The sequence below is a fragment of the Phenylobacterium sp. genome (assembly GCF_030645195.1).
GTDB lineage: Bacteria > Pseudomonadota > Alphaproteobacteria > Caulobacterales > Caulobacteraceae > Phenylobacterium.
On the sequence record NZ_JAUSLW010000061.1, the window covers coordinates 17,664 to 28,001 of the forward strand.

Annotated in this window: 13 protein-coding genes; 4 read left to right on the plus strand and 9 right to left on the minus strand. The window is 69.0% G+C overall.

All coding sequences use genetic code 11. The features are described from left to right. Positions 1-9: 9 nt before the first annotated feature. Positions 10-1,065 carry a pseudaminic acid synthase gene (pseI, locus tag Q7T09_RS05250; RefSeq protein WP_304698200.1) on the plus strand — a complete coding sequence of 352 codons (1,056 nt, stop codon included), beginning with the start codon at positions 10-12 and terminating at the stop codon, positions 1,063-1,065. Here the strand turns inward: pseI and Q7T09_RS05255 are convergent. The 5 genes from Q7T09_RS05255 to greA form a co-directional block, all read right to left on the minus strand. Further along, complete coding sequence (locus tag Q7T09_RS05255) at positions 1,062-2,327, minus strand: FAD/NAD(P)-binding protein (RefSeq protein WP_304698202.1); 1,266 nt, start codon at positions 2,325-2,327, stop codon at positions 1,062-1,064. The genes pseI and Q7T09_RS05255 overlap by 4 nt on opposite strands. Positions 2,328-2,416: 89 nt before the next feature. After that, positions 2,417-3,484, minus strand: coding sequence for a UDP-2,4-diacetamido-2,4,6-trideoxy-beta-L-altropyranose hydrolase (pseG, locus tag Q7T09_RS05260; protein ID WP_304698204.1), 1,068 nt, complete (start codon positions 3,482-3,484; stop codon positions 2,417-2,419). Positions 3,485-3,543: 59 nt separating this feature from the next. Next, complete coding sequence (locus Q7T09_RS05265; protein WP_304698206.1) at positions 3,544-4,011, minus strand: GNAT family N-acetyltransferase; 468 nt, start codon at positions 4,009-4,011, stop codon at positions 3,544-3,546. Continuing rightward, positions 4,008-5,000 carry a mitochondrial fission ELM1 family protein gene (locus tag Q7T09_RS05270; protein ID WP_304698209.1) on the minus strand — a complete coding sequence of 331 codons (993 nt, stop codon included), beginning with the start codon at positions 4,998-5,000 and terminating at the stop codon, positions 4,008-4,010. Before Q7T09_RS05270 ends, Q7T09_RS05265 begins: the two co-directional genes overlap by 4 nt. Positions 5,001-5,089: 89 nt before the next feature. Further along, positions 5,090-5,563 (minus strand): transcription elongation factor GreA, encoded by a 474-nt coding sequence (gene greA, locus Q7T09_RS05275; RefSeq protein ID WP_304698211.1) that lies wholly within the window; start codon positions 5,561-5,563, stop codon positions 5,090-5,092. Positions 5,564-5,811: 248 nt separating this feature from the next. Between greA and Q7T09_RS05280 the strand changes: the two genes are divergently transcribed. Then, complete coding sequence (locus Q7T09_RS05280; protein WP_304698213.1) at positions 5,812-6,444, plus strand: glutathione S-transferase family protein; 633 nt, start codon at positions 5,812-5,814, stop codon at positions 6,442-6,444. A 6-nt stretch (positions 6,445-6,450) separates the two neighbouring features. Here the strand turns inward: Q7T09_RS05280 and Q7T09_RS05285 are convergent, their stop codons facing one another. Together Q7T09_RS05285 and Q7T09_RS05290 are read right to left on the minus strand one after the other, a co-directional pair. Next, positions 6,451-6,951 (minus strand): ATP-binding protein, encoded by a 501-nt coding sequence (locus Q7T09_RS05285; RefSeq protein ID WP_304698214.1) that lies wholly within the window; start codon positions 6,949-6,951, stop codon positions 6,451-6,453. Between the two features lie 10 nt (positions 6,952-6,961). Further along, a complete protein-coding gene (locus Q7T09_RS05290; protein WP_304698216.1) occupies positions 6,962-7,762 on the minus strand; it encodes an SDR family NAD(P)-dependent oxidoreductase in 801 nt (266 codons plus the stop codon). A 111-nt stretch (positions 7,763-7,873) separates the two neighbouring features. Here Q7T09_RS05290 and Q7T09_RS05295 point away from each other — a divergent pair, with 111 nt between their 5' ends. Continuing rightward, positions 7,874-8,392 (plus strand): GNAT family N-acetyltransferase, encoded by a 519-nt coding sequence (locus Q7T09_RS05295; protein WP_304698218.1) that lies wholly within the window; start codon positions 7,874-7,876, stop codon positions 8,390-8,392. A gap of 37 nt (positions 8,393-8,429) precedes the next feature. Here the strand turns inward: Q7T09_RS05295 and Q7T09_RS05300 are convergent, their stop codons facing one another. After that, a complete protein-coding gene (locus Q7T09_RS05300) occupies positions 8,430-8,609 on the minus strand; it encodes a hypothetical protein (RefSeq protein WP_304698220.1) in 180 nt (59 codons plus the stop codon). Positions 8,610-8,839: 230 nt separating this feature from the next. Here Q7T09_RS05300 and Q7T09_RS05305 point away from each other — a divergent pair, with 230 nt between their 5' ends. Then, a complete protein-coding gene (locus Q7T09_RS05305; protein WP_304698222.1) occupies positions 8,840-10,168 on the plus strand; it encodes an NRAMP family divalent metal transporter in 1,329 nt (442 codons plus the stop codon). A gap of 4 nt (positions 10,169-10,172) precedes the next feature. Here Q7T09_RS05305 and Q7T09_RS20465 read toward each other — a convergent pair. After that, positions 10,173-10,338 (minus strand): hypothetical protein (locus tag Q7T09_RS20465; RefSeq protein ID WP_370689206.1); only part of this gene is annotated, 166 nt, incomplete at its 5' end.

Below are 10,338 nucleotides of genomic sequence, written 5' to 3' on the forward strand. Positions count from 1 at the left end.
GGTCGCCTCATGCCTGACGCCCCCCACATCGAGATCGCCGGCCGCAGGATCGGCGCGGGCTATTCGCCCTATGTCATCTGCGAGCTGTCGGGGAACCACAACGGCAGCCTGGAGCGCGCGCTCACCATGATCGACGCGGCCGCCGCCACCGGCTGCGACGCCATTAAGATCCAGACCTACACCGCCGACACCATCACCATGGACGTCGACCGGCCGGAGTTCAAAATTCACGGCGGCCTGTGGGACGGGCGCAGCCTCTACGAGCTCTACCAGGAGGCCCAGACCCCATACGAGTGGCACGCCGCCCTCTTCGCCCGGGCGGCCGAGCGGGGGGTGACCCTGTTCTCCAGCCCCTTCGACGAGAGCGCGGTGGACCTGCTGGACAGCCTCGGCGCCCCGGCCTTCAAGATCGCCTCCTTCGAGGCCGTGGACCTGCCGCTGATCGCCTATGCGGCGGCCAGGGGCAAGCCGCTGATCATCTCCACCGGCATGGCCAACCTGGCCGAGATGGCCGCCGCTCGCGATACGGCGCTGGCCGCCGGCGCGCCGGGCGTGGTGCTGCTGCACTGCGTCTCCAGCTATCCGGCCGCCCTGGAGGACGCCAATGTCCGCACCGTGGCCGACATGGCCGCCCGCTTTGCCTGCCCCATCGGCCTGTCGGACCACACCCACGGCGCGGCGGCCTCCATCGCCGCCATCGCGCTTGGGGCCTGCGTGATCGAGAAGCACTTCACCCTGGCCCGCTCCGACGGCGGGCCGGACGCCGCCTTCAGCCTGGAACCGGCGGAATTCACCGGCCTGGTGCGCGACTGCAAGGACGCCTGGACGGCGCTGGGCGTCGCCCACTACGACCTGCTGGGCTCGGAAAAGGCCAACCGCCAGTTCCGCCGCTCCCTCTATGTCAGCGCCGACGTGAAGACTGGAGACGTTCTGAGCCGGGCCAATGTTCGCTCGATCCGGCCCGGAAACGGCCTGCCGCCGGCCGAACTCAAGAAGGTGCTGGGCAAGCCCGCCACCCGCGACCTCAAGCGGGGCGAGCCCCTGGCCTGGGACATGGTGGGTTAGGCGGCGACCGCCTCGGCCGGCTGGATCGCCGCGACCAGCGAGGCGGAGATCTCCGCCAGCGAGGCTGATGGATCCTGGGCCTCCCAGGCCCCGGCCACGAAACTGGCCCCCTGGCTGCGAGCCAAGACGCCGTGCAGGATCGACAGCTTACGCGCGGCGTCCACCGAATGCTGGCCCCAGCGGGGCTCGATCTGGATCGACAGGGTCTCCTCCAGATGCAGCGAGGCGCCGCCGAAGCCCGACATCAGCCGGTGGATCTCGCGGCGCAGGTCACTGTCGGACACCTCGGCCACGCACTCGGCGCTCAGCAGGGCCTGGCCCCGGCACTCGTAGAGGTGGAGGCGGAACACCGCGCCCTCGGCGGTGAAGTTGCGCACGTGGAAGGGCAGGGGCCCGGCGTAGCGCGCCTTGAAGATGTAGCTCACCAGGCTCTTGGCCAGACGCTTTGGGGGCTCCAGGTCGAGCGGGGCGAACAGCGGCGTCGGATCGGCGGCCCAGACCACCACCTCACCCGCCTCCCGGGCGGCGAAGGCCCGTTGCGGCGAGACCATCGAGGCGGTGTGGATCGTCACCCCCAGCCGCTCCAGGGCCGCGCGGCAGCGCAGGAAGAAGGTCTGGAAACCCTCGGCTGGCAGGCTGGCGGTCAGGTTCTGCAGTCGGCCCCACAGGGCGCGGGGAATGCCGTAGAGGCTGTCATAGACAGGGTCGGAGCGCTTGGCGCGGGCCAGGTCGCAGGTCTCGATGTCGGTGGCGTGGACCCGCTTGATCCCCAGGGGGATGGCCGCCTCGGCCGAGACCTCGTCGAGCCAGGCGCCCAGGGCCCACTGGCAATAGCGAGTCAGTTGCTGGCCGATATCATGGGGATAGGCGCGGATCCTGTCGGCCAGGCTGTCGCCGGTGACCGGCCCCAGGTCCAGCTTGCGGGTGCGCAGGGCCGGGCCCTCGAAGTCGTGGGTGAAGACCAGGTCGCCGCCGGGGGCCGGGCTGACCGAGCCGAAGCGGTTCTCGAAATCCTCGAAGACCAGGCCGTTGGACTCCAGCAGGGCGCGGGCCGGATCGCCGGCCTGGCCGAAATAGAGGCGCTCGGGCCGCAGCTCCAGGCCATGGTCGCGGCGCGGCCAGGCGCTCCCGCCCAGCTGGTCGAAACGCTCGTGGAGTTCGATGCGGCGGCAGCCGAGGCGATGGGCCTCGAAGGCGGCCAGTATGCCGGTGAGCCCGCCGCCGATGATGCGGACGCTCGGAGCCTCGGAGCTCGAGATCAAGCCAAGCTGTCCCATACCGCCTTACCGGAGCGCGTTCGGCGCCCTCCCCACGTTTCCGTGACCGTGCGCCCCGGGGTGCGAAAAGAGCGTTAAGGCCGCGGCCCCTCAGGGTGGGGCAGGCTGTCGCGGCTGGCGATCACCTGCAGGAAGGCCTCCGCCGCCCGGCCGGCCCCCAGGCCGTCGCAGATCGCCGCGCTGGCGGCGCTGAGCCGGGCGCGTAGGCCGGCGTCGGTCATCAGCCTGACGATGGCCCGGTCGATCCGGGCGTCCAGGTTGTCGGCGTTGACGTCGATCACCAGGGCGGCCTCGCGCTCGGCCAGGGCCGCGGCGGCCCCCTGCTGGTTGGGGGCCAGGACCAGGATGGCCGAGGGCAGGCCCAGGACGCAGCGCTCCCAGATGCTGGACCCGGCCGCACCGATGGCGAAATCGGACTCAAGGATGAGCTGGGCCATCTCCTGGGTGTCCACATGCAGGGTCATGCGCGGGTCACGGCTGGCGATCTTGATCAGCCCCGGCAGGCTCGGCGCGCCGGCGCCCAGCACCACGTCCAGGGTCACGCCGTTCAGCCGCTGCCGCAGGCGCTCCACCACCCGGCCTGTGATCCCGCCGACGTCGGTCAAGCCGAGCGCCACCAGCACCCCGCGCACCTCGCCACCCCGGCGCGACAGGGCGGCGCCGCGCAGGTGGGAGAATTCCGGCCGGACAGGCGCGAATTCGGGGCCCAGCAACAGCCGCGTCTTGTCGTCGGTCAGCAGGGCGTAGTCGCTGGCCTGGCGGCCCGGGCCGGAGTCCAGCACCACATTGGCCGCCAGCGGCCGGTCGGCCAGGTCGTCGATCACCAGGGTGGAGCGCCCCTTGGCCAGGGCCTCGTGGTGGCCGCGCGACAGGCCGTAGTGATCGAAGACCGCCGCGTCGAAGCGCACACCGGTCAGGGCGTCGGCGATGTCGTCCGGCTCCAGGGAGGTGGCTTCCTCGCGGGGGATCTCCGGGCCGAAGACCTCCAGCAGGGCCGCCACCGCCGGGGTGCAGACAAAGGCGCAGTCGGCGCCCCGCTCCCCCAGGGCCCGGGCCAGGGTGATGCAGCGCATGACATGGCCGCCGCCGACCTCGGGGCCGGCGTTGGCGACGAACAGGATGCTGGGGCGGGCGGGAATCATCTGCGGCCCATGGAAGGCCGAAAGCGGGGCGGAGGAAAGGCGGCTCTAGCGCGCAGGCCTTAGTCGAGGGTCGCGGCCTCGATGGCGGCGTCCAGGGCGTCGCGGAAGATCACGAAGAACAGCTCCGGGTCGCCGGGATCCAGGTTCTCCACCATGCCCGAGACCCGGTAGCCGCGGGCCACCAGCAGAGTGCGCATCACCTCGTTGGACTCGTTGCAGGAGACGAACATGCGGTCGCCCTCGAAGTTGGCCTCGATATTGGCCATCAGGGCGCCGGCCACGCCCCGGCGCAGGAAGCGCTCGCCGGTATAGATCCGCTCCAGGAAGGGGTGACCGAAGAACTCCGCCATGATGGCGTAGCCGGCCAGGTCGCCGTCGAGCACCAGCACGCGGACATCCATGCCCCGGTCGCCGGCCACGGCGCGGCTGACATAGTCGTGGCGGCGCTCCTCGCGGCGGGCCACCGGGTCCAGGGCCAGGATGGCGGCCAGGTCGGCCGGCGTCGCGGGGCGGATTTCGACGCTCACGCTGGAGCTCGTTCGTCATAGCGGCGCAGCACCTCGGCGGCGGCGCGGTCGGTCTCGGCGAGCGGCGGGTATTTCCACTTGTGGAAGGCGCCGCCGAAGGGCCGGGCGGCGCCCAGGCGCTCCAGGTCCTCGTGGAACAGGCGGAACTTCAGGCTCTCCCCCTCCATCTTGACGATGAAGACCGGCTTGCCGGTGGAGGCCGCGTCGGTGGCCATGTTGGTGGAGTCCTCGGTCACCAGGATGTAGTCGGCGGCCGCCAGGAAGGCGAAATAGGGGTTCTCGCCTTCGCCGTCCCAGATCACGCCGGGCATGTGCTTCAGCCGCGCGGTGAGCAGGGCGCGGGCGGCGTCCGGGGTGCGGCGGGAGAAGGTGACCATGACCGAGCCGCCCTCCTGGGCCAGCGGCAGCTCGATCTCGTGGGCGATGGCCGCGGCGCGCTCCACCGACAGGTTGTGGGCCTTGGACTTGCCGCCGATCACCACCGCCACCCGGGGATGGGGCAGGGGTGCGATCAGTTTCTTGAACCGCGCCAGCTCGGCCTTCAGGCGCTTGGCGTTGACGCCATTGGGGGAGCCTGTGATGGGAAAGACGTTTTCCCCCTGCAGCCGGTCGTGCTTGGGCGGGATCACCAGGTCGAACAGGCTGGTGGGCATCCGCGGGTCCTGGGTCTGGACCACGAAGGTGGCGTTCTTCGACCAGGCCTTGATGCGGATGGAGAGCGGCAGGGTGGCGCGGCCGGCGGCCAGCCAGATGTCGGGCCATGGGGGAGCGATCCCGCTCTCGGGCTTGAGGGCCCGTAGCGGGAAGGGGTTCAGCCACCAGGGCAGGCGGCCGATGCGGCCCTTCCAGGCGACGCGCTTGACCAATACCTGCGCCTTGCGCTTGGCCGCGATGGCGTTGGCCAGGCCCACGACCTGACTTTCCATCCCGGCGCGCCCGTCGGAGACGGCCCAGATGACGAGCGGCGGCGTGTCGGGGGATTTCGCCAAGCGCAGGTTCCGTGTGTTCAGGCGCGAGTCAGGAAGCTGGCTCTCGCCAGCTTCACCATAACGACCTTTATGTCTCAGCTAAGACCTAGCTAGACCCACTCGACCTTGAGGATCTCGTAGGCCTTGGTGCCGCCGGGGGTGTTGACCTCGACGACATCGCCCATCTCCTTGCCGATCATCGCGCGCGCGATCGGAGAGGCGATGGAGATCTTGCCCGACTTCACGTCGGCTTCGTGCTCGCCAACGATCTGGTAGCGAGCCGAGTCCTCGGTGTCCTCGTCGACGACGGAGACCGTGGCGCCGAACTTTACCTGAGTGCCGGAAAGTTTGGACACGTCGATGACCTGTGCGCGGGCCATCCGATCTTCAATGTCGGCGATTTGGCCTTCAATCCAGCCTTGGCGCTCCTTCGCAGCGTGGTATTCGGCGTTTTCCGAGAGGTCGCCATGCTGGCGAGCTTCCGAGATGGCCGCGATCACTGCTGGTCGCTCCAGGGTTTTCAAACGCTTTAGGTCTTCGTCGAGGGCTTGATAGCCCTCGACGGTCATCGGGACTTTTTCCATGGCAGATAGGTGACTCGGGTTCGCCCTTGGGTTTGTGTTCCGGCCGCGGGCGCAGGCGACCGGGGGGATAGAGGATAGAAGCCAGGGCGTGAAAACTCAAGGGGTGCAATGCAGCATAATCCCCGCGACTGGATTTGCGTCGCAAAACCGGGGCGGAAGGTCCGGGCGCCGGGGCGCAAACGGCGGCGCGCGGTGGCGCCTGTCGGGCGGGGCGCCTAGATTGCCGCTGCAACGAAAGACGAGATCGCATGACCGCCAAGCGAGGGATCACCCTCTACCACTCGCCCGCCAGCCGAGCCTTCACGGCCTACTGGCTGCTGGAGGAACTCGGTGTCGCCTTCCAGGTCCGGACCGTCGACATCGCCAAGGGCGACCAGAAGAAGCCTGAATATCTGAAGCTCAATCCGTCCGGGAAGGTGCCCACCGTCACCGACGGCAAGGTGGTGGTGAGCGAGAACCCCGCCATCTGCCTCTACCTGGCCGACCGTTACGGCTACGGGACCCTGGCGCCGAAGATCGACGAGGTGGAGCGCGGCGCCTACCTGAAGTGGATGGTCTATTCGACGGCGGTGCTGGAGCCGCTGCTGGTGCTGCATGGCAAGCATATCGACTTGCCCGGCCGCGAGACCGGCTTCGGCGACTATGAGGCCGTCGTCCACGTCCTGACTGAGAGCCTGAAGGGGCGCAAATATCTGCTGGGCGACCGGTTCTCGGCCGCCGACGTCATGCTGGGTTCGGTGATCTCCACCTCGCTCTACCGCAAGGAGCTCCCCGAGCATCCGGTGCTGCTGGACTACAACGCCCGCCTGACGCACCGCGAGGCCTATCATCGGGCCGCCGACGCCACCTGGCCGGCTCACCTGTTCCCGCCGATGCGCTGACCGCCGTCAGGCGCTCTCGGAGACGATGGCGCCCTTCAGCTCCTCCGCGTCGGGCGCCTCATAGACCCCCTCGATGAAGTCGAACATGTCGGGGCTGACCTCGATGGCGAAGGTCTCGCCGCGCACCTCGTTGCGCTCCAGCACCCGCGCGCGGCGGACCTCCGGGTCGGCGGTGACGAAGTGGAACTGGATCGGCAGCTCGCAGGCCTCCGCGATCTCCGCGACCCGGGCCCGGTCGGACCGGCGCATAAGGCCAAGGTCCAGGACCACCGAGGTTCCGGCGGCCATGGCGCCCGCGGCCACCGACCAGATCTGGGCCTCGCAGCGCTCGACCCGGCTCATCATCCACTCGAACTCCAGCGGCTCGGGCATGTCGGCGGCGAACAGCCGGGCCATCCATTCGTCGATGGCGAAGCACACCGCCGGCTCGCGGCGGGCGAGCTGCTGGGCGTAGGTCGACTTGCCGGCGCCCGAGGGGCCGAAGATCACGTGCAGGGTGGCGGTCATGGCCCGCCGGTTACTTCACCGAGAGGCCGCCGTCGATGACCAATTCGGCGCCGGTGACATAGCGGCTCTCGTCGGAGGCCAGCCACAGGACGCCGTTGGCGATGTCCAGGGGATAGCCCTTCACGCCGAGCGGCACCGCATCCTGGCTCATGGCGTCCAGCACGATGGGCCGCGGCGGATGGGCGTTGTCGCCGGGCTCGCCGGTGCCGACGATGGAGTCCCAGATCGGGGTCTCGATGATGCCGGGATGGACGGAATTGACCCGGATGCCGTCCTTGGCGCCCGCGCACTCCATGGCGACGGCCTTGGTGAAGAGGCGCACCCCGCCCTTGGTGGCGCAGTAGCCGGCCAGGATCGCCGAGCCCTTGAGGCCGGCCACCGAGGACATGTTGATGATCGAGCCGCCCTGGCCGCTGAGGCGCATCACCGGGATGGAGTGCTTCACCCCCAGGAAGACGCCGTCCAGGTTGATCGCCACCTGGCGCTGGAAATCGCTAAGCGCCATGTCCAGCACCGAGCCGGAGATGCCGATCCCGGCGTTGTTGACCAGGATGTCGAGCCGGCCGTGGTCGGCCTTGATGGCCGCGGCGACCTTGATCCAGGCCTCTTCGGAGGTGACGTCGTGATGGTGATACTGGGCCTTGCCGCCCTTGGCGGTGATGGCGGCGGCCAGTTCCGCGCCCTTGTCGTCCTGCAGGTCGGTGATGACGACGATGGCGCCTTCCTCGGCCAGCCGCTCGGCGCAACCGCGCCCGATGCCGCTCGCCCCGCCGGTGATCAGCGCCACCTTGCCTGAAACGCGTCCCGTCATGTCGTTTCCCCAGACCTGTTGTTCGAACTCGCACGACGCCTAGCGCAGGGCCGGGGCCTTCGCCAGCTTCACCCTGCGTCAGTCGTGCTAGATGCGGCGCGGGAGGTGACCATGAGCATCACGATCCGGCCCTGCGGCCCCCGCGACGCCGCGGCCCTCGCCCTGGTGGGCCAGGCCACGTTTTTGGAGACCTATGCCGGGACCCTGCCGGTGGCCGACATCCTGGACCACTGCGCGACGGAGCATGGCGAGGCCTATTACCTCCGCGCCCTGGCCAAGCCCGACCATCGGCTGTGGATGGCCGAGACGGATGAGGGACAGGCGCCGGTGGGTTACGCCTTGCTCTGTCGGCCGGACCTGCTGACGCTCTCGGAGGCGGGGGATGTCGAGTTGAAGCGAATCTACCTGCTGCACAGGTTCCACGGCTCGGGTCTGGGCGGGAGGCTGATGGGAGCGGCGCTGGAGAGCGCCCGGGCGGCGGGATTTGGCCGCATGCTGCTGGGGGTCTATCGCGAAAATGAGCGCGCAATGGTCTTCTACGCCCGCCAGGGTTTCGTGGAGGTGGGCGTGCGCAGGTTCAAGGTCGGCGCCAGGGTCTACGACGACCCGGTGCTGGCGCGGACGCTCTGAAGCGCGTCCCCCGACCAGACCAGGCCGCCGGTTGGCTCTAGCGCATCCAGGCGGGCGTCGAGTCGCCGGTGGTCATGACGCCGTAGACCAGTCCGATGGCCAGCACGACGATCGCGGCGACCATCAACACGCCGATCAGCCCCTCGAAACGTTCATAGAGGTGCCGGTTCTTGTGGTGGTGGACGGCGCCTTCGCCGGTCTTGAGATCTTCTGACATGGCGTTTCCCTCGCATTCTGTTGGAGGAACAAGTCCTCACGCCAGACTGCGACAGGCGCCCTCTAGGGCTTAGTCCGGTCAGTCATCAGGGGCCGCCGGAAGCACGCCCTTCGCGCCTGCCGAAGCAAGGCGACAACCGGAGCGTGCTCCCCAAACCGCGTTCGGTCAATTGGTGAGGCTTGTCGGGTCAAGCTGTTGTGTCACGGACGCGGACTATGGGATGTGGGGACATGGGCATCGACAAGGGCGAGATCGCACGCAAGGCCGCGACGTCGGATGGAACGACGAGGGCGGCGCCTCGACGATTCAATCCGTTCACCGCGCTCGGCCCCGGCCTGATCACCGGGGCGGCGGACGAGGATCCCGGCGGCATCGCCACCCACAGCCAGGCGGGCGCCCAGTTCGGCCTGGGCATGCTCTGGACCGCCTTCCTCACCTATCCCTTCATGGCGGCCTTCCAGTCGGTCTGCGGGCGCATCGGACGGGTGACCGGCCGCGGGCTGGCGGCCAATATCAGCCGCGCCTTTCCGCGCTGGGTGGTGCTTACCGCCGTGGCCCTGCTGCTGCTGGCCAACGTGCTCAACATCGCCGCCGACGTGGCCGCCATGGGCGAGGCCGCCCAGCTGGTGTTCGGCGGCGGCCGGCACATCTTCACCCTGGGGCTGGCCGTGTTCACCCTGCTGCTGCAGGTCTTTGTGCCCTATCATCGCTATGTGGGCTTCCTCAAATGGATGACCCTGACCCTGTTCTCCTATGTTGCGGTGGCGTTTGCGACCCATATCCCCTGGACTGAGGTCGTGGCCCAGACCATCGCCCCGCAGATCCAGTTGGACTTGGCCACGGCCACGGTGGTGGTGGCTGTGTTCGGCACCACCATCAGCCCCTACCTGTTCTTCTGGCAGACGTCGGAGGAGGTGGAGGACGTAAGCCTCCACGCCGACGAGCATCCCCTGACCGAGCACCCCGAGGAGGCGGAGTACGAACTCAAGCGGATCGGTTGGGACACCTATCTCGGCATGGCCTACGCCAATGGCATCGGCTTCTTCGTGATGCTGGCCACCGCCGCCACCCTGCACGCGGCCGGGATCACCCAGATCCAGACGGCGTCCCAGGCGGCGATGGCCCTGCGGCCCCTGGCCGGTGACCTGGCCTTCATGCTGTTCGCCCTGGGCATCATCGCCACTGGGCTGCTGGCGGTGCCGGTGCTGGCCGCCTCGGCGGCCTACGCCCTCTCGGAGGCCATGGGCTGGAAGGCCAGCCTGGAGAGCCGTTTCAGCGAGGCCCACGGCTTCTACGGTGTGATCAGCGTGGCGATCCTGGCCGGGGTGGTGCTCGACTATTCGCCCCTGGACCCGATCCGGGCCCTGTTCTGGAGCGCCGTGATCAATGGGGTGATCGCCGTTCCGCTGATGGCGGTGATCATGCTGGTGGCCACCCGCAAATCGATCATGGGCGCCTTCACCGCCACCCCGGTCCAGCGCGTGGTGGGCTGGGCGGCGGTGGCGATCATGGCGGCGGCGGCCGGGGTGATGTTCGCCCAGATGGCCGGGGCGCTCTAGACGGTCAGGCGTAGCTCTGCAGGGGCCGGACCTCGAGAGGCGCCTTGGCGGTCTCGGCGATGGCCTGGGCGGCGGCGAGCGCGCCGGCGGCGGTGGTGAAGTAGGGGGTCTTCATCATCAGGGCCGTGCGGCGGATCTCGAAGCTGTCGGCCACCGACTGCTTGCCCTCG

Coding starts and splice junctions, on each gene's coding strand:
- pseI (WP_304698200.1), top strand. CDS start 10: ATGCCTGACGCCCCCCACATCGAGATCGCCGGCCGCAGGATCGGCGCG.
- pseG (WP_304698204.1), bottom strand. CDS start 3,484: ATGATTCCCGCCCGCCCCAGCATCCTGTTCGTCGCCAACGCCGGCCCC.
- greA (WP_304698211.1), bottom strand. CDS start 5,563: ATGGAAAAAGTCCCGATGACCGTCGAGGGCTATCAAGCCCTCGACGAA.
- Q7T09_RS05280 (WP_304698213.1), top strand. CDS start 5,812: ATGACCGCCAAGCGAGGGATCACCCTCTACCACTCGCCCGCCAGCCGA.
- Q7T09_RS05285 (WP_304698214.1), bottom strand. CDS start 6,951: ATGACCGCCACCCTGCACGTGATCTTCGGCCCCTCGGGCGCCGGCAAG.
- Q7T09_RS05290 (WP_304698216.1), bottom strand. CDS start 7,762: ATGACGGGACGCGTTTCAGGCAAGGTGGCGCTGATCACCGGCGGGGCG.
- Q7T09_RS05295 (WP_304698218.1), top strand. CDS start 7,874: ATGAGCATCACGATCCGGCCCTGCGGCCCCCGCGACGCCGCGGCCCTC.
- Q7T09_RS05300 (WP_304698220.1), bottom strand. CDS start 8,609: ATGTCAGAAGATCTCAAGACCGGCGAAGGCGCCGTCCACCACCACAAG.
- Q7T09_RS05305 (WP_304698222.1), top strand. CDS start 8,840: ATGGGCATCGACAAGGGCGAGATCGCACGCAAGGCCGCGACGTCGGAT.